This is a genomic window from Streptomyces sp. H27-H1, from assembly GCF_026627445.1.
Classification (GTDB): domain Bacteria; phylum Actinomycetota; class Actinomycetes; order Streptomycetales; family Streptomycetaceae; genus Streptomyces.
In genome coordinates this window covers 1-18164 of record NZ_JAPNLJ010000053.1, presented here as the reverse complement: position 1 = coordinate 18164, position 18164 = coordinate 1, and the positions used below count along the sequence as shown (strand labels likewise).

Below are 18164 nucleotides of genomic sequence, written 5' to 3'. Positions count from 1 at the left end.
CGGTGGCTCCTTCTCAGACGTTCGCGGCGGAGGGGGCGGGCTCTTCGGTGCGTTCGGCCGCGTCCTCCAGGACGACGCGGCCGATGATCTCGTAGCGGGCGGGGGCCTTGAACTTCAGCCAGAGGCCGAGTCCCAGCCCGCCGAAGAAGACGGTCCCGACGATCCACGGGATCAGCGTGAAGAAGAACGAGTCGGCGGCCAGCCCGGCCGCCGTCTTCATGTTGACCAGCAGCAGGACGACCACGGCGGCCATGGCGATGCCGCCGATCAGCGGGGCCGTGAAGGTGCGGAACCAGTGCCGGTCCTCGGGGTGGTTCTTGCGGAAGTAGCCGATCACCGCGAAGGAGCACAGGGTCTGGACGATGAGGATCGCCATGGTGCCGAGGATCGCGAGCAGCGTGTAGAGGTGGGTGTACGGGTCCTGCCCGGTCAGCCAGAACAGCGCGACCAGGCCGGTGGCGATGGCCGTCTGCACCATGGAGGAGATGTACGGGGAGCCGTGCTTGGCGTGCGTACGGCCGAGTCCGGGGTGCAGGAAGCCCTCGCGGCCGATGGCGTAGAGGTAGCGGGCGGCGCACTGGTGGAAGGCCATGCCGCAGGCGAAGGAGCCGGTGAGCAGCAGCCACTGGAAGGCGTCCACGGCCCAGGCGCCGATGAAGGTCTGGGTGGGCGCGAAGAACAGGTCGAGGGGGCTCGCGGAGGCCGAGAGCTCCACCGACTTGGCGAGGCCGTTGCCCGCGATGGTCATCCAGGAGACGTAGATGTAGAAGAGGCCGACGCCGACGACGGAGATCAGGGTGGCCTTGGGGATGACCCGCTTCGGGTCGCGGGACTCCTCCCCGTACATGGCGGTGGACTCGAAGCCGACCCAGGACCAGAAGGCGAAGAAGAGGCCGAGTCCGGCGGAGGTTCCCGTGAAGGCGTTCTTCGGATTGACGGGCTCCAGCGGGATCCCGTCCGGGCCGCCGCCCGCGATCAGTACGGCGGTGGCGACGGCGAAGAGGACGGCGATCTCGGCCACGAGCATCACGCCCAGCGCTCTGGCCGTGAGGTTGATGTCGAAGTGCGCGAGGGCGGCGGTGACCGCGAGCATGGCGGCCGCGTAGACGATCCAGGGCAGGTCTATGCCGAGCTGGTCGTGGACGGTGGTCTTGGTGAAGTAGGAGAAGACGCCGACGATCGAGGCCTCGAAGACGATGTAGGCGAGGACCGCGAGCATGCCGGAGGCCATGCCGGCGATCCGGCCGAGGCCGTGCGAGATGTACCCGTAGAAGGCGCCGGCGGCGGTGATCCGCTTCGCCATGGCGACGTAGCCGACGGCGAAGACGGTCAGTACGGCGGTCGCGAAGAGGTAGCCGGCGGGGGCGCCGACGCCGTTGCCGAAGCCGACGGCGATGGGCAGGTTGCCGGTCATCGCGGTGATGGGAGCCGCGGTGGCGACGGCCATGAAGACGACACCGACCAGGCCCACCGAATTGGCCTTCAGCCGCTGGACCTGGGGTGCGCCGTCGGCCGTGCTGCTATCCGTGCTCATGGCTCCTCGTTCCTGTCGTGAGGGCGCTCACTCTCTCCTCGGGTGACGTACGCCACAATCGGCATTCAGTCCGATAATCTCCCTCTAGGGGCGACGAGTTGTCGGGCCGGACGGGGGGTAGACGGAGCCCCGTAACCGCTCGGTGATGTCCACGGAACAAGAGCCCCGGTAGCGTCCGCCATATGGACAATCAGGGCGGGATCACGGTTCAGCGGGCGCTGGAGCTGCCGGGGCTGCGCGGCGGGCTCCCGGAGGTGGTGGCCTGCGCCGACCGGCTCGGCCGGACCGTGCGCTGGGTGCACGCGGGCGAGGTCCCCAACATCGCCTCCCTGCTCAAGGGCGGCGAGCTGCTGCTGACCACCGGCCTCGGCCTCGGCACCCGCCCCGCCGAACAGCGCGCCTTCGTACGCCGCCTCGCCGACCGGGGCATCGCCGCGCTGGTCGTCGAGCTGGGACCCCGTTTCACCCGGCTGCCGGCGACCCTGGTGGAGACGGCCCGCGCGGTGGGCCTCCCGCTGGTCCAGCTCCACCGCGAGGTCCCCTTCGTGACCGTCACGGAGGAAGTCCACACCGAGATCGTCAACTGGCACTACTCCCTGCTCCAGCGCGCCGAGGAGGTCCACCGGCGCTGCACGGAAGCCCTGCTGGAGGGTGGCGGAATCCCCCAAGTCCTGCACATCCTGGCCGACTTCACGACGAACCCGGTCTTCCTGGAAACCCCCGACGGCCAGTTGCTGTACGCGGCGGGCCCGGCCTCCGGGGAGGCCGCGGCAGACCCGCTCCAGGTGTGGGAGGGCCTCCGCGGCCAACGCGCCACGGAGCCCTCCGCCAACGCCGTGGTGGTCGACGTCCCGGGCGGCGGCCGCGGCACCGGTTCGGTACGGGCCCGGCTGGTCCTGCTGGGCGTGTCCGCCCCGCTGCTGCCCGTGCACCGGATGGCGGCGGAGCGCACGGCCGGCGTACTGGCCGTCGTCCTGATGCAGGCCCGCCAGGAGGACGAGCTCGCGGCGCGCGGCCGCGGCGACTTCCTCACGGACCTCGCGGAGGGCCGGATCTCGGCGGAGGACGCCCCCGCCCAGGCCCGCGTACTGGGCTTCAAGCCGGGCCAGGGCCCGCTCCTTCCCATCGTCATGCGACTGTCCTCGGACTTGGCCCCCTCGGGGAACTGGGCGGTCCTGGCCCGCGCCGTCCTGGAGGAACTCGCCTCCGTCGGCGTACCGGTCCTCCTCGGCGTCCGCCCGGTCGAAGGCCGGGTCCCCCTCCTCGTCTCCCTCCGGTCCGACGCCGAGCGCGCCACGGTGGCGGACCGGGTCGCCGTGGCCCTGCGCACCGGCGTGGAGCGGGCCGGCCTGGACCGGGCGGGGGCCGCCCCGGCGGTGGTCGTCGGCGTCAGCGGCGGCTGGGCGGCGGTCTCGGCCGGCCTGCGCCATGCCGCCGAAACGGCCACCGCCGCACACGGGCTGCCGGCCCGACCCTGGTACGACGCCCGCCGCCTGGACATCGACCTGCTCCTTTGGCGGCTACGGGAACAGCCCGACCTGGCGGCCTTCGTGGACCGCGCGATCGGCGCCCTGCGCGTCCACGACACGGTCTCGCGGCCGCCGCTCCTGCCCACCCTGGAGACGTACCTGGCCCACGCGGGCCGCAAGGCGGAGACCGCGCGCGAGCTGCACCTGAACCGCCAGACCCTGTACAACCGCCTGGCCCGCATCTCGGAGCTCCTGGGCGCGGACCTGGACGACCCGGAGACGGTCCTCTCCCTGAGCCTGGCCCTCCGGGCCCGCCGCCACGTACCGTCCTGACCCGCCCGAGACACCCGACCGCCGCGCGGGCGGCCACGGCCGGTGAGATGGGCCCGGCCGGTGTGCGGACGGCCCAGCCGGCATGGCCCGGTGGGCGGGTGCGGCGGGTCGGCCCTGCGGGGCGAAGTCCCCTACCCGCCCTTCCACCGTTCCCCGGGCGCTGCCCGGACCCCGGTCCTCAAACGCCGGACGGGCTGAACAGACCCTGGGGCTTCAGCCCGACCAGGCGTCCCAGCTCGCTGGGTGCACAGCGCGCACATCCCGCCGGCCGCAGGCTAGCGGCGGCGGAGCGTCAGCTCGTCGTACACCGACAGGACCTGCGCCACCGTGTCGTCCTCCGACGGCCACGTCATCGCCTGCGCCCGCCCCGCCAGGGCCAGCGCTCCCCGCCGCCCGGGATCCCCGAGCAGCCCGGCCACCGCCGAGGCCAGCGCGCCCGCGTCCCCGTACGGCACGAGTACCCCCGCCTCTCCCACCAGCTCCGGCACACCGCCCACCGCCGTCGCCACCAACGGCACGCCCATCCGCAGAGCCTCCTGCGCCAGCGGCGACCGCGCCTCCCAGCGACTCGGAAGCACCGCGACATCGGCCGCGGCGAGCAGCCCTGCGGCATCCCGCCGCCGCCCGAGGAGTCGTACCGGCAGGCTCTCCGCCTGGATGCGCCGCGCGAGCTCGGCCCGCAGCGGGCCCTCTCCCGCGATCACCAGCAGCGGCATCGGGTCCAGCGTCCGCCACTCGCGGGCCGCGTCCAGCAGTACGGAGTACCCGCGCCGCGCCACCAGGCTGCCGACCGCGATCACCAACGGCCGTCCGATCGCGCCGAGTTCGGCCCGTACCTTGCCGTGATCCGGAGCACCTGAAGAACCCGAGGACACCGGTACCGCCACCGCCGCCAGCCGCGCGTCCCGCGCCCCCCTCAGCCGGGCCAGGTCCACCTGCGCCGAGGATCCGCCGAGGACGACCGCCGCCGCCCGGGCCACGTACCGCTCCAGCAGCAGGCTCAGGCGGCCTCCGCCGGGGCCGTGCCCGCCGGTGTGCCAGCTCACGACCAGCGGGACCCGCCGCCCGCGCAGGGCCAGCGCCGCGCGCATGCCCGCCCGTACGCCGTGCGCGTGCACCACGTCGGCCTCGACGCAGGCGGCCCGCAGGGCGCTCACCGCGTCCGGGGTGAACCGCGCCCCGGCGCCGGTGAAGTCGTATTCCCCCTCCGCCTCGACGGGCGCGCACACTGTGACCCGTACGCCGCGCGCGGCGAGCCCGGTGGCCAGGGACCGCACGTGTGCACCACCGCTCGCGCCGCCGAGCACTTGGACGGTGCGAAGGACGGGGACGGGTAGGGGGGCCGGGGAGCTGCTCACGGGCCGAAGCTCCAGGGTGAGGGAGGGAGGCAGGGACGTCGCCCAGAATGCCAGTCCGTACGCGCGTTCCGGGACCATACGGGTGCGGATCCCGTGTGGGATACCGTCCCGACCCCCCGATACTCACCCACACGGGCTAGCAGGGCGTCAGCATGCTGACTGGACAGTGGTCTACGCGGAACCCCGGGCCGCCGCCAGCAGCTCCTCCGCGTGGGCCCGCGCCGACGCCGAGTCCTCGTGGCCGGCCAGCATCCGCGACAGTTCGCGGATCCGGTCCTCGCCCTCCAGGACGGTGACACCGCTCCGGGTGACGGACCCGTCGCTGGTCTTCTCGACCAGCAGCTGCCGGTCCGCGAAGGCCGCCACCTGCGGCAGGTGCGTGACGACGACCACCTGCGCCGTCTCGGCCAACTTCGCGAGCCGCCGCCCGACCTCCACGGCCGCCTTGCCGCCGACGCCCGCGTCGACCTCGTCGAAGAGGTAGGTCGGTACCGGGTCTGAGCCCGCGAAGACGACCTCGACGGCGAGCATCACCCGGGACAGCTCTCCGCCCGAGGCGCCCTTGGCGATCGGCCGGGGCTGGGCGCCGGGGTGCGGGGCGAGCAGCAGTTCGACCTCGTCGACGCCCGAGGGCCCGTACGCGACGAGCCGGCCGCCGACCTCGACCCCCTCGGGGTCCTCGGTCTGCCGGACGTCGATGGTGACTCGTGCGTGCGGCATCGCCAGGGAGGCCAGCTCCTCGGTGACCGCCGACGCGAACCGGGTCGCCGCCTCGTTCCGAGCGTCGGTCAACGCCTGCGCCAGTGCGGAGAGTTCCATCCGCAGCCCGTCGCGCTCGGCGGTCAGCTCCCCGATCCGCTCGTCGTCGCCGTCCAGCTCCAGCAGCCGTACGGAGCCCCGTTCGGCCCATTCCAGCACCGACGCCACGCCGTTCTCGGCGGAGCCGTACTTCCTGACCAGCTGGGTCAGCGCCGCCCGGCGCTCCTCCACGGCCGCCAGCCGCAGCGGGTCGGCGTCCAAGTGGTCGGCGTAACCGGCGAGTTCCCCGGCCACGTCCCCGAGCAGGATGCCCAGCTCCCCGATCCGCTCGGCGAGCGCGCCCAGCGCCGGGTCGTGGGAGCGTACGGATTCCAGTGCGCGGTGCGCCCCGGCGACGAGCGCGCCCGCGTCGACGCCCTCCGGGTCCTCGACGTTGCCGGCGAGGGCCGCGTGCGCGACCTGTGCGGCCGAGGACAGGGATTCGGCGTGGCCGAGGCGCTCCGCCTCCGCCGCCAGCTCGGTGTCCTCACCGGGGACCGGCTCCACGGCGGCGATCTCGTCGAGCCCGAAGCGCAGCAGGTCGGCCTCCTGGGCGCGTTCCCGGGCCCTGGTGGTGATCTCCTCCAGCTCTCCGGCGACGGCGCGCAGCCTGCGGTGGGCCCCGGCGTACTTCTCCAGCGGGACGGCGACCGCGTCGCCCGCGTACCGGTCGAGGGCCTGGCGCTGGCGGGCCGGCCGGAGCAGGCCCTGCTGGTCGGTCTGGCCGTGGACGGCGACGAGGTCTTCGCCGAGTTCGGCGAGCAGTCCGACGGGCACGGAGCGGCCGCCGACGTGGGCCCGCGAGCGGCCCTCGGCGGAAACGGTCCGGCTGATCAGCAGGGCGCCGTCGTCGAGCTCGGCGCCGGCTTCCTCGGCGCGCAGCGCCGCGGGGGCGTCCGGGCGCATGACGATGCGCCCTTCGACCACTGCCGCCTTGGCCCCGATCCGCACCAGGGCGGGGTCGGCGCGTCCGCCGAGCAGCAGCCCGAGGCTGGTGACGACCATGGTCTTGCCCGCGCCGGTCTCGCCGGTCACCGCGGTGAAACCGGGTGACAGCTCGACCACAGCGTCGTCGATGACCCCGAGCGACCGTATCCGCATCTCCTCAAGCACGGGACGACGATACCGAGGTTTCATGGGTGCCATGTGACGTCACCCGCCCAGAGCCGCTCGAACAATCATGCTATTTACGTACGCACGGTGCACCGACCCGGAACTGTCAGCCCCCACCGGGTTAGTGCGGGGCTCCACGCCACCCCGACACCGGCAGCGCGAACTTCGCGACGAGCCGGTCCGTGAACGACGCGTGGTGCAGCCGGGCGAGCCGCACCGGCACCGCCCCCCGCCGGACCTCCACGCGGGCCCCGGCCGGCAGCTCCACCGTCCGCCGCCCGTCGCACCAGAGCACCCCCTGCGGGGTCCCCGGCTGCACCTCCACCGCCAGCACCGAGTCCGGGGAGGTCACGAGCGGCTTCGCGAACAGCGCGTGCGCGCTGATCGGCACCATCAGCAGCGCCTCCACCTCCGGCCACACCACCGGCCCGCCGGCCGAGAAGGCGTACGCCGTGGAGCCCGTCGGCGTCGCGCAGACGATCCCGTCGCATCCGAAGCCGGACACCGGGCGCCCGTCGATCTCCAGGACCACCTCCAGCATCCGCTCCGGGGACACCTTCTGGACGGCCGCCTCGTTGAGCGCCCAGTCCCGGTGCACCACGTCCCCGTTGGTCCGCACGATCACGTCGAGGGTCATCCGCTCCTCGACCTCGTAGTCACGCGTCACGACCCGGTTCACGACCTTGTCCAGGTCGTCCCGCTCCGCCTCCGCGAGGAAGCCCACCCGGCCCAGGTTGACGCCGAGCATCGGCACCCCCGAGCCGCGCGCGAACTCCGCGCCGCGCAGCAGCGTCCCGTCCCCGCCCAGTACGATCAGCAGCTCGCACCCGTCGAGCACCTCCGGCGTGCACTCGGACTCGGCAACCAGCTCCACCTCGGGCGGCAGCGGCAGGTCCACCGCCTCGTGTCGCAGCACGCGTACGCCCAGACCACTGCGCAGCAGCCCCTGGACCACCAGCTCGGCGCTGCGGATGGCCGCCGGCCGCCCGGTGTGCGCGAGCAGGAATACGGTCCGCTCCCCTGAATCCCCCGACTGCGCCGGGTCCCCCGAAAGATCGCTCACTGCGGCCCCTCCGCCACTGCACGGTCAACATCCGCCGGGTCGAGGACCGGTGCCCCCGCCCGCAGCCACAGAAAATACTCGACGTTGCCCGAGGGGCCCGGAAGCGGGCTCGCGGTCACCCCGACCACGCCGAGGCCCAGCTTCCACGCCTGCGCCGCGACGTCCCGCACGGCCCCGGCCCGCAGCTCCGTGCTGCGTACCACGCCACCGCTGCCGAGCCGGTCCTTGCCGACCTCGAACTGCGGCTTGACCATCAGCACCAGATCGGCTTCGGGCGCGCAGCAGCGTACGAGCGCGGGCAGCACCAGCCCGATGGAGATGAAGGAGAGGTCACCGACGACCAGGTCGACCGGGATCCCGTCGATCAGCTCCACCGTCAGCTCGCGCACGTTGGTGCGGTCCTTGACGGTGACCCGGTCATCGCTCTGCAGTGACCAGGCGAGCTGCCCGTAGCCGACGTCGACGGCCATCACGTGGGCCGCTCCGGCGCGCAGCAGCACGTCGGTGAAACCACCGGTCGAGGCTCCCGCGTCCAGCGCCCGGCGGCCCTCCACGCGCAGCCCCTGGGGCTGGAAGGCCGCGAGGGCCCCCGCCAGTTTGTGGCCGCCCCGGGAGACGTAGTCGGGGTCGTCGTCGTCCTTGAGTACGACGAGTGCCGCGCTGGTCTCGACCTGGGTGGCCGGCTTCGTCGCCGTGTTGCCGCCCACGGTCACCCGGCCGGCGGCGATCAGCTCCGAGGCGTGCTCGCGCGAGCGGGCCATGCTGCGGCGCACCAGTTCGGCGTCCAGGCGGCGGCGTGCCACTCCTGCCACGTTCGGTTCAGCTCCTGTTTTCGTCACTACGGGGACCGGCGGGCGCGTCCAGCGCGGTCAGCGCGGAGCGCAGCCCCCTGTGCACATCCTCGTACACCTCGAGGTGTCCCTCCGCCGGGAGGTGGTCCACGTCGGCCAGCCGATCCAGTGCGGCGTCCGCCCCGGCGTGCCCGGTGGGGGCGCGTACGACGCCCAGCGCGACCGGCCCGGCGGGCGCGGCCGGGTCTCCGTCCGGGTCCTGGGCCGTGTCGGGCGCTTCTTCGCTCATGCCCCGACGCTACCCCGTAGCCCGCCCGCGACCACGCGTGGCTCTGCGGTACGGTCGGGATCACGATGGCTACGATCGAGGAGTGCCGTGCGGCACTCGACCAACTCTCCGACAACCTGGCGCGGGCCGAAGGCGACGTGCGCGGTGCGACCGCGCTCGACCGCTCGCTGAGCTGCCACATCACCGACCTGGACCGGACGTTCACGGGCCGCCTCGACGGAGGCCGGATCCGGGTGGACGCGCTGGCCCCCGGGCCGCCGGCCGCCAAGGCCGAGATCCGGCTCGCGATGACCGGCGACGACCTGGTCTCCCTGGTCGCGGGCGACCTCAAGTTCCCCAAGGCCTGGGCCTCCGGCCGCATCCGACTGGAAGCCGGCTTCCGCGACCTCCTGCGCCTCAAGAGCCTCCTCTAGTGCTGTGGCCGGAAAGGTTTGCCGGGTCGCGGTGTCTGGTGCGGTGCATCGCAAGGCGGAGGACCACGACCCGTACTGGACGTACCGGCGTGGTCCGACAACGCAGGGGGCACCTCCCAGCGGTAGCTGGGGGAGAGGTGCCGTGCCGGGCGCCGCGACGCGGTGAACCTTTCCGGTCACAGCACTAGCGCTTCCGGGGGCGTGATCAGCCCCGCCCGGGGGCCGGCGGTAGCCGGGGGAGTTCGAGGCGCGGGGTCCGGGGCCGAGCCCCGGGAAGCGGCGCCGCACCCGGCTACTGCGCGCGCGCCACGGCCCGCGCCACCCGCGCCGCCGGAATGACCAGCGGCGTCCCGGTCTCCGGGTCCTCGATGATCTGGCACCGCAGCCCGAACACCCGCTCCACCAGCTCCACCGTGACCACCTCGGCCGGCGGCCCTTCGGCCACGACCTTCCCGTCCCGCATCGCGATCAGGTGCGTGGCGTAGCGTGCCGCGTGGTTCAGGTCGTGCAGGACGGCGACCAGCGTCCGCCCCTGCTCCTCGTGGAGCTCCGCGCAGAGGTTCAGCACGTCGATCTGGTGCTGGATGTCCAGATAGGTCGTCGGCTCGTCCAGCAGCAGCAGCGGCGTCTGCTGCGCCAGCGCCATCGCGATCCACACGCGCTGCCGCTGACCGCCCGACAGCTCGTCCACCGCCCGGTCCGCGAGCTCGGCGACCCCGGTGGAGAGCATCGACTCGTTCACGATCCGCTCGTCCTCGCCCGACCACTGGCGCAACAGCCCCTGGTGCGGATAACGGCCCCGCGACACCAGGTCCGACACCGTGATCCCGTCCGGCGCGATCGAGGACTGCGGCAGCAGGCCCAGCGTCTTGGCCACCTTCTTCGCCGGCATCGACCCGATGGCGTGACCGTCCAGCAGTACCCGCCCCCGCGAGGGCTTCAGCATCCGCGACAGGGCACGCAGCAGGGTGGACTTGCCGCAGGCGTTGGGGCCGACGATCACGGTGAAGGAGTTGTCCGGGATCTCCACCGACAGGTCCTCGGCGATGACCCGCTGGTCGTAGCCGAGGGTCACGTTCTCCGCGGTCAGCCGCTGCACTTGCCTGCTCCTCTGGTTGCTCATACCCCTCTGGTTCCTCATATGCGGCCCGCCTTGCGTTCGGTGACGAGCAGCCACAGCAGGTAGACGCCGCCGACCAGACCCGTCACCACCCCCACCGGCAACTGGTCGGCGCCGAAGGCCCGCTGCGAGGCCCAGTCGGACACCAGCAGCAGGAGTGCGCCCATCAGGGCGCCGGTCAGCAGGCTCGCTCCGGGCGACCGGGTCAGCCGGCGTGCGAGCTGCGGCGCGGCCAGCGCGACGAAGGTGATCGGCCCGGCCGCGGCGCTGGCCGCGGTGGTGAGCAGGATCGCCGCCACCATCAGCAGCAGCCGGGTCCGCTCCACCCGCACCCCGACGGCGTACGCCGCGTCGTCGCCCATCTCGATCATCCGCAGCGCCCGGCTCTGGCCGAGGACCAGCGGGAACAGCACCGCGCAGCTCGCGAGCAGGGGCCAGACCTGCGCCCAGTCCCGGCCGGCCAGCGAGCCGGTCAGCCAGACCATCGCGCTGGTGGCCTCGACGAGCTGCGCCTTCGTCAGCAGGTACTGGATGACGGCGATCAGCATCGCGGAGGTGCCGATGCCGACGAGGACCAGCCGGTAGCCGTGGATGCCTTTCTTGTAGGCGAGCAGGTACACGGCGAACCCGGCCACCACTCCGCCCACCAGCGCCCCGGCGGCCACCTGGCCGGCGCCTCCGTTGAACAGCACGATGACGGTCAGCGCGCCGACGGCCGATCCGTAGCCGAAGCCGAGCACGTCCGGGGATCCGAGCGGATTGCGCGAGACGGACTGGAAGACGGCGCCGGACATGCCGAGGGCCGCCCCCACCAGGACGGCGACCAGGACCCGCGGCAGCCGCAGGTCGTTGATGATGAACTCGTGCGCGGGCGTGCCGTTGCCCAGCAGGGTCCGTACGACGTCCCACGGGGCGATGTCGAAGTCGCCGGTGCCGATGAGCAGGACGGCCGTCGCCAGTACGAGCACCAGGAGCAGTACCCCCACGCCCAGCGCGCGCCGCTCCACGCGCAGCGACATCCCGCCGGGCAGGCGTAGCGGCCGGGGCCCGGTCCGGCCCGTGCGCGCCCTGGCGGGTGCGTCGGTCACTGTCACAGCTGGGCCATCCTCTTGCGACGGACGAGGTAGATGAAGACGGGTCCGCCGATGAGCGCGGTGACGATGCCGACCTGGAGTTCGGCGGGCCGGGTGACGACCCGGCCGATGACGTCGGCGCCGAGCAGCAGGACGGGGGAGAGCACCGCCGAGTAGGCGAGCACCCAGCGCACGTCCGGACCGGTGAAGAACCGTACGAGGTGCGGGATCATCAGGCCGACGAAGACGATCGGCCCACAGGCGGCGGTCGCGGCCCCGCACAGCAGGGTGATGGCGATCACCGCGCCGATCCGGGTCCGCGTCAGGTTCGCGCCGAGTGCCCGTGCCGTGTCGTCGCCCATGGCCATGGCGTTGAGCGGCCGGCCCAGGCAGAGCGCGAGGACGGCGCCGACCAGCAGGAAGGGCGCCACTTGCCGGACGGTCTCCATGTTCGCGGAGGCCAGCGAGCCGACGGTCCAGAAGCGGAGCTTGTCCAGCGCCTTGCTGTCCATCAGCTGGACGGCGTTGATGTACCCGACCAGGGCCGCGCTGGCGGCCGTACCGGCGAGTGCCAGGCGCACGGGGGTGGCGCTGCGGCTGCCGCCGAGCACGTACACGACCACGGAGACGACGGCGGCGCCGAGGAAGGCCCACCACACGAACTCGCTCAGCGAGGAGGCCCCGAAGAAGCTGATGGCCGATACGACGGCGGCCGCGGCCCCCGCGTTGACCCCGAGGACGCCGGGCTCGGCCAGCGGGTTGCGGGTCAGTGCCTGCATCACGGCGCCGGACAGCCCGAGGCCGAGGCCGACGAGCATCCCGAGGAGGGTGCGCGGGACCCGCAGGTCCCGCACCACGACGTCGGAGCTCGTCCCGGAGTAGTGGAACAGGCCGTGCCAGACCTCGTGGAGGGGCATCTGCTTGGCGCCGACGGCGATGCTCGCCACCGCGATCAGCGCGAGCACGCCGAAGGCGGCGAGCAGACCGGCGGCTCGCGCGCCGTGACGCGAGCGGGTGGCGGCGACGGGCGCCGCGCTCAGTTCGGGGGGACTCTCGACCAACACAAAAGTTAGGCTAGCCTACCCTCTGCCGTGCTCAGGCCCCCCGAAGGGCCCTTCGTCCGGGCCCTTGGTCCCGCCGACCCGGCCGACCAGGACCGGCCCCGACCAGCGAATACCCGGCGCCGGCCCGCCGACAGCGGGTCAACGGGCCGGCACGACCGGCCCGCACAGCCCGCACAGCCCTGACATCCCCCTACAGCCCCAGCCGGGCCAACGCCTTCCCCGCGTCCAGCCCGCACGAGCCGTCCCCCGCCTGCGTCCAGGCCGCCGCGCACAGCGCCCGCAGCCCGTCGACCGCGTCGAGCTCGAGCGGTCCGCCGTCGTCACCGCGCAGCTCCAGTACGCCGTCCAGCGCGACCGCGCTCCAGCCCCCGCAGCGGAACCCGCCCCCGTCGGCCGCGACCACGTCCGGCTGCCCGGTCAGCAGCCCGCGCAGGTCGCGGTCCACGTACGTCGGCCGGTACTTCGGCTCGGCCCGCAGCAGCTGCGCCCCGTCCGTCACCCCGGTCAGTACCAGCAGCGAGTCCACGTCCCCGTTGAAGGCGCCCTCGATGTCCGTGTCCAGCCGGTCTCCGACCACCAGCGGCCGCTTCGCGCCGGTCCGCAGCACGGTCTCGCGGTGCATCGGGGGCAGCGGCTTGCCCGCCACCTGGGGTTCGGCGCCCGTGGCGATCCGTACGACCTCCACGGCGGCCCCGTTGCCCGGCGCGATCCCCCGCGGCCCCGGAATCGTCAGGTCGGTGTTCGAGGCGTACCACGGCACCCCGCGGTTGATCGCGTACGAGGCCTCCGCGAACCGGCCCCACGGCAGATCGGGGCCCCCGTACCCCTGGACCACCGCGGCGAGGCCCTCCTCCTCGGCGGAGTCCACCGGCACCAGCCCGCGTTCGCGCAGCGCGACCCGCAGTCCCTCGCCGCCGATCACCAGCACCTTCGACCCGGGCTCCACCTGCTCGGCGATGAGCCGGGCCACCGCCTGCGCGGAGGTGATCACCTCGCCGGCCTCCGTCGGGATCCCCAGCTCGCTCAGGTGCTCCGCGACCGCGTCCGGGGTGCGCAGCGCGTTGTTCGTGACGTACGCCAGGTGCATCCCGTCGGACCGCGCGGCGGCGAGTGAGTCCACGGCGTGCGCGATGGCCTCCCCGCCCGCGTACACCACCCCGTCGAGGTCCAGCAGGGCCGTGTCGTACGCCTGGTGCAGACTCCGCTCGCTGCCCGCGGGAATGGTCCTGCTCTGCCGGGTCATGGTGTCCGCTCCTCCTGGGTCCCTCCCGGCATGCGCCGGGGGAGATCGATCTTGTCCGGTTTCCGTACTCCCCCGATCATCCCGCATGGCGAGACGCGTCTTACGATTCATCAATGACCACATCTGGTACCGCGGACCACGGACTGCGCCTGATCCCGTTCCACGGCCTGCGCTACGTCCCCGAGCGCGTCGGCAGTCTGGCCGCCGTGACCTCGCCGCCGTACGACGTGGTCGTGCGCCCCGACGGACTCAACCACCTGGAGTCCGCCGACCCGCACAACATCGTCCGCCTGATCCTCCCTCAGGCCGACACCCCCGCCGCCCGCAACCAGCAGGCGGCGCACACCCTGCGCGACTGGCTCGCCGAGGGCATCCTCAGCGCCGACCCGGAGCCCGCCCTCTACGTCTACGAGCAGCGCAAGGGCGAGCTGCTCCAGCGCGGGGTCATCGGGGCCCTGGCCCTCTCCGCCGCCGACGCCGGGATCGTCCTCCCCCACGAGGACGTCATGCCCCACGTGGTCACCGACCGCGCCGGCCTGATGCGCGCCACCTCGGCCAACCTCGAACCGCTCCTCCTCACTTACCTCGGCGACGATCCGGCGGTGGGCGCGGCGGCGGTCGTCGAACGCACCGCCCGGTGCACGCCGCTGTTCTCCACCACCACCGAGGACGGCTTCCAGCACCGGCTTTGGGCCATCACGGACCCCGCCGACCTGGCGGCGATCACCGCCGACCTGGGCGACCGGCAGGCCCTCATCGCCGACGGCCACCACCGCTGGGCGACGTACCTGCGCCTCCAGGAGGAGCACGACTCCCCCACCCCCTGGGACTTCGGCCTGGTCCTCCTCGTCGACACCGCCCGCTACCCACTGCAGGTCCGCGCGATCCACCGGCTGCTCCGACGCCTGGCACCCGCCGAGGCCCTGGCCGCCCTCGACGGCCGCTTCGGCGTCCGCACGGTCGACGGGCCGCTGCCCGCCGCCATGGAGGCCCTGGCCGAGGCCGCGGAGCTCGGCAACGCCTTCCTCCTCACCGGCGACGGCACCTTCCACCTGGTCACCGACCCCGAGCCGACCCTGATCGAGCGCACGGTCCGCGGCGACCGCCCCGAGGCCTGGCGCCGGCTGGACGCCACGGTCCTGCACGCGACCCTGCTGGACACGCTCTGGGCCGTCCCCGACTCCGCCGACCAGATCTCGTACATCCACGACACCGAAGCGACCGTCGAGATGGCGGAGCGCCTCGGCGGCACCGCCGTCCTGCTGCACCCGGTACGCGAGTCGGTCGTACGTGAGCTGGCCCGCCAGGGCGTGACAATGCCCCGCAAGTCCACCTCTTTCGGCCCGAAGCCGGCCACCGGCCTGGTCCTGCGCAGCCTGGACTGACGGCCCGGACAACAAAAAAGGGCGGTACCCCCATCGGGGGTACCGCCCTTTTCAGTTCACTCAGCCCTGGTCGCGGGCCCCGGCCTCGTCGCGGCCGTCCTCGTCCTCGTCCTCGTCGAGAACGACGACCTCGTCGGTGACGTCGACATCGGCGTCAGGGTCGCCCTCGTACTCGTCGTCGTCCTCGTCGTAGTACTCGGCCTGGTCGGAGGCGCGCTCGGCCGCCACGACCTCCGGGTCGTCGTCCTCGTCGTCCTCGTCGTCGAAGTCGTCCTCGACATCGCGGTCCTCGACGTCGCGGTCCTCGACATCGGCGTCCTCGTCGTCAGCGGCGGAGGCGTCGACGAACTCGACACCGTCCAGCTCGGCGAGACGGTCGGAGGCGTCCGTGGCCCCGTCCTTGTCGGCCTCGAGGGTCTTGGCGAACCACTCGCGCGCCTCGTCCTCACGGCCGGCCGCCAGCAGGGCGTCCGCGTAGGCGTAGCGCAGACGCGCGGTCCACGGCTGCACGGAGTTGGAGGCCAGCTCCGGGCTCTGCAAGGTCACGATGGCGGCGTCGAGCTGGTCCATGTCCCGCCGGGCACCGGCCGCGACGAGTCGCATCTCGACCTGGCCGGCCTTGTCCAGCTTCTGCACCTCGGGCTCGCCGGCCATGGCCAGTGCCCGCTCCGGACGGCCGAGGCCGCGCTCGCAGTCGGCGATGACGGGCCACAGCTCGACCGAACCGGTCATCCGCTTGGCGGCGCGGAACTCCGCGATCGCCTCGGCGTACTTCTGCGTGGCGTAGGCGGCGAAGCCGGCAGCCTCGCGCACGGCGGCGACACGGGAGGCCAGACGCAGGGCGATGCGCGAGTACGCGTACGCCTGTTCCGGGTCCTCGTCGATCAGCCGGGCCACCATGACCAGGTTCTTGGAGACTTCCTCGGCCAGCCCCTTGGGCAGGCTCAGGAGCTCCTGGCGAACGTCGGAGTCGATCTCGAAACCGGTGATGTCGTCGTCGATCGGAAGCCGCTTGACCGGCTCCCGGTCCGCACGGAAGTCGCGGTCGCCACCCCGGTCGTCACGACCACGGAACCCACCACGGTCGCCACCCCGGTCATCGCGACGCGGGTACGAGGGGCGGTCGCCGCCACGGTCGTCACGACCGCCGCGGAACCCACCACGGTCGTCATCGCGACGGGGGTACGAGGGACGCTCGCCACCCCGGTCGTCACGAGGCGGGAAGGACGGGCGGTCGCCACGGTCGTTACCGCGGAAGCCACCACCGGAGGGGCGGTCACCGCGGTCGTTCCCACGGAAGCCACCACCGGTGGGACGGTCCCCACCACGGTCGTCACGACGCGGGAAGGACGGCCGGTCGCCGCCGCGGTCGTCACGACGCGGGTACGAGGGACGGTCACCGCGGTCGTTGCCGCGGAAGCCACCACCGGTGGGACGGTCCCCACCACGGTCATCGCGACGCGGGTACGACGGACGGTCACCGCCGCCAGCGGGGCGGTCACCGCCCCGGTCGTCACGACGCGGGAAGGACGGACGGTCACCGCCACCAGTGGGACGGTCTCCACGGTCGTCGCGACGCGGGTACGAGGGGCGGTCGCCGCCACGGTCGTCACGACCGCCGCGGAACCCACCACGGTCGTCGTCACGACGCGGGTACGAGGGACGGTCGCCACGGTCGTTGCCGCGGAAGCCGCCACCGGTGGGACGGTCCCCACCACGGTCATCGCGACGCGGGTACGACGGACGGTCACCGCCACCAGTGGGACGGTCTCCACGGTCGTCACGACGCGGGAAGGACGGACGATCGCCGCGGTCGTTACCGCGGAAGCCACCACCGGACGGGCGGTCGCCACGGTCGTTACCGCGGAAGCCACCACCAGAGGGACGGTCACCGCGGTCGTTACCGCGGAAGCCACCACCAGAGGGACGGTCCCCACGGTCGTTGCCGCGGAAGCCACCACCGGTGGGACGGTCCCCACCACGGTCATCGCGACGCGGGAACGAGGGACGGTCGCCACCACGGTCGTCATCGCGACGGGGGTACGAGGGACGGTCACCGCGGTCGTTACCGCGGAAGCCACCACCAGAGGGACGGTCGCCACGGTCGTTGCCGCGGAAGCCACCACCGGTGGGGCGGTCGCCGCCACGGTCATCGCGACGCGGGTACGACGGACGGTCACCGCCACCAGTGGGACGGTCTCCACGGTCGTCACGACGCGGGAAGGAGGGACGGTCCCCGCGGTCGTTCCCACGGAAGCCACCACCAGAGGGGCGGTCGCCGCCACGGTCGTCACGACGAGGGTACGACGGACGGTCGCCGCCGCCGGCGGGACGGCCACCACGGTCATCGCGGCGGAAGCCACCACCGGAAGGGCGGTCGCCACCACCGGTGGGACGGTCGCCGCCACGGTCATCGCGACGCGGGTACGACGGACGGTCGCCGCCGCCGCCGGCGGGACGGCCACCACGGTCATCGCGGCGGAAGCCACCGCCAGAGGGGCGGTCGCCGCCACCGGTGGGACGGTCACCGCGATCATCGCGGCGGAACGGCGGACGCTCGCCGCCACGGTCGTCACGGCCCCCGCGGTAGCCGCCCCTGTCACCGCCGTCGTTGCGCCGAGGCTCGCGCTCCGGACGATCGTCGGGAGAGTTGGACATGGGTGTGACTCCTGTCTTCGGGGTACCGCTAGTCATTCTTGCGCAACCAACCCATGGCCGCGCTTCGGCGTAAAGCTGTGAAAACAAAAAAGGACCCCTGGTCCAGCGTTGAACGCTGGACCAGGGGTCCTTTGAAAAATTGTTCGGCGGCGTCCTACTCTCCCACAGGGTCCCCCCTGCAGTACCATCGGCGCTGAAAGGCTTAGCTTCCGGGTTCGGAATGTAACCGGGCGTTTCCCTAACGCTATGACCACCGAAACCCTAATCGGTTTCGAGCGAACAAGCACACTTTATAGTTATGTTCTAGCTCTAGAAACCAGCAACCGTTCGTTGCTTCAGAACTAACACAGTGGACGCGAGCAACTGAGGACAAGCCCTCGGCCTATTAGTACCAGTCAGCTCCACCCGTTACCGGGCTTCCACATCTGGCCTATCAACCCAGTCGTCTACTGGGAGCCTT

General features: G+C 72.7%; 14 protein-coding genes, 2 rRNA genes and 1 pseudogene. 3 read left to right on the top strand and 14 right to left on the bottom strand.

Going from position 1 to position 18164, the window contains the following annotated elements; all coding sequences use genetic code 11:
- Window positions 1-13: 13 nt before the first annotated feature.
- Complete coding sequence (locus OTB20_RS35380) at window positions 14-1534, bottom strand: APC family permease (protein ID WP_267823921.1); 1521 nt, start codon at window positions 1532-1534, stop codon at window positions 14-16.
- A 182-nt stretch (window positions 1535-1716) separates the two neighbouring features.
- On the opposite strand from OTB20_RS35380, the gene OTB20_RS35375 reads away from it, so the two are divergent.
- Window positions 1717-3336 (top strand): PucR family transcriptional regulator, encoded by a 1620-nt coding sequence (locus tag OTB20_RS35375; protein ID WP_267823919.1) that lies wholly within the window; start codon window positions 1717-1719, stop codon window positions 3334-3336.
- 275 nt (window positions 3337-3611) lie between these two features.
- Here OTB20_RS35375 and OTB20_RS35370 read toward each other — a convergent pair whose 3' ends face one another.
- The 5 genes from OTB20_RS35370 to OTB20_RS35350 all read right to left on the bottom strand — a co-directional run bounded on the left by OTB20_RS35370 (window position 3612) and on the right by OTB20_RS35350 (window position 8748).
- On the bottom strand, window positions 3612-4694 hold the full coding sequence (locus OTB20_RS35370; RefSeq protein ID WP_267823917.1) for a glycosyltransferase family 4 protein: 1083 nt from the start codon (window positions 4692-4694) through the stop codon (window positions 3612-3614).
- A gap of 171 nt (window positions 4695-4865) precedes the next feature.
- On the bottom strand, window positions 4866-6593 hold the full coding sequence (gene recN, locus OTB20_RS35365) for a DNA repair protein RecN (protein ID WP_267823967.1): 1728 nt from the start codon (window positions 6591-6593) through the stop codon (window positions 4866-4868).
- A 133-nt stretch (window positions 6594-6726) separates the two neighbouring features.
- Complete coding sequence (locus tag OTB20_RS35360) at window positions 6727-7668, bottom strand: NAD kinase (RefSeq protein WP_267823915.1); 942 nt, start codon at window positions 7666-7668, stop codon at window positions 6727-6729.
- On the bottom strand, window positions 7665-8480 hold the full coding sequence (locus tag OTB20_RS35355; protein ID WP_267823913.1) for a TlyA family RNA methyltransferase: 816 nt from the start codon (window positions 8478-8480) through the stop codon (window positions 7665-7667). The genes OTB20_RS35360 and OTB20_RS35355 overlap by 4 nt, the downstream gene beginning before the upstream one ends.
- A gap of 7 nt (window positions 8481-8487) precedes the next feature.
- The gene (locus OTB20_RS35350) at window positions 8488-8748 is read right to left on the bottom strand and encodes a hypothetical protein (protein ID WP_267823912.1); all 261 of its coding nucleotides are present in this window, start codon (window positions 8746-8748) and stop codon (window positions 8488-8490) included.
- Window positions 8749-8813: 65 nt separating this feature from the next.
- On the opposite strand from OTB20_RS35350, the gene OTB20_RS35345 reads away from it, so the two are divergent.
- Window positions 8814-9161 (top strand): SCP2 sterol-binding domain-containing protein, encoded by a 348-nt coding sequence (locus OTB20_RS35345; RefSeq protein ID WP_267823910.1) that lies wholly within the window; start codon window positions 8814-8816, stop codon window positions 9159-9161.
- A gap of 292 nt (window positions 9162-9453) precedes the next feature.
- Here the strand turns inward: OTB20_RS35345 and OTB20_RS35340 are convergent, their stop codons facing one another.
- From OTB20_RS35340 to OTB20_RS35325, 4 genes are all read right to left on the bottom strand, one after another.
- Entirely contained in the window at window positions 9454-10284 is an 831-nt protein-coding gene (locus OTB20_RS35340) for an ABC transporter ATP-binding protein (protein WP_267823908.1), read from the bottom strand.
- Window positions 10285-10298: 14 nt separating this feature from the next.
- On the bottom strand, window positions 10299-11300 hold the full coding sequence (locus OTB20_RS35335; protein WP_267823965.1) for a FecCD family ABC transporter permease: 1002 nt from the start codon (window positions 11298-11300) through the stop codon (window positions 10299-10301).
- 71 nt (window positions 11301-11371) lie between these two features.
- Window positions 11372-12418: a FecCD family ABC transporter permease gene (locus tag OTB20_RS35330; RefSeq protein ID WP_267823906.1), complete on the bottom strand. Its 1047-nt coding sequence runs from the start codon at window positions 12416-12418 to the stop codon at window positions 11372-11374.
- 190 nt (window positions 12419-12608) lie between these two features.
- Window positions 12609-13661 carry an HAD-IIA family hydrolase gene (locus OTB20_RS35325; RefSeq protein ID WP_267823904.1) on the bottom strand — a complete coding sequence of 351 codons (1053 nt, stop codon included), beginning with the start codon at window positions 13659-13661 and terminating at the stop codon, window positions 12609-12611.
- Between the two features lie 113 nt (window positions 13662-13774).
- Here OTB20_RS35325 and OTB20_RS35320 point away from each other — a divergent pair, with 113 nt between their 5' ends.
- Entirely contained in the window at window positions 13775-15046 is a 1272-nt protein-coding gene (locus OTB20_RS35320) for a DUF1015 domain-containing protein (RefSeq protein WP_267823902.1), read from the top strand.
- Between the two features lie 60 nt (window positions 15047-15106).
- Here the strand turns inward: OTB20_RS35320 and OTB20_RS35315 are convergent, their stop codons facing one another.
- From OTB20_RS35315 to OTB20_RS35300, 4 genes and pseudogenes are all read right to left on the bottom strand, one after another.
- The gene (locus OTB20_RS35315) at window positions 15107-15994 is read right to left on the bottom strand and encodes a tetratricopeptide repeat protein (protein ID WP_267823963.1); all 888 of its coding nucleotides are present in this window, start codon (window positions 15992-15994) and stop codon (window positions 15107-15109) included.
- A gap of 378 nt (window positions 15995-16372) precedes the next feature.
- Window positions 16373-17740 (bottom strand): annotated as a pseudogene (locus OTB20_RS35310) (hypothetical protein); the annotation flags it as partial.
- Window positions 17741-17845: 105 nt separating this feature from the next.
- Window positions 17846-17962 (bottom strand): 5S ribosomal RNA (gene rrf / locus OTB20_RS35305).
- Between the two features lie 107 nt (window positions 17963-18069).
- Window positions 18070-18164 (bottom strand): 23S ribosomal RNA (locus OTB20_RS35300); the annotation flags it as partial.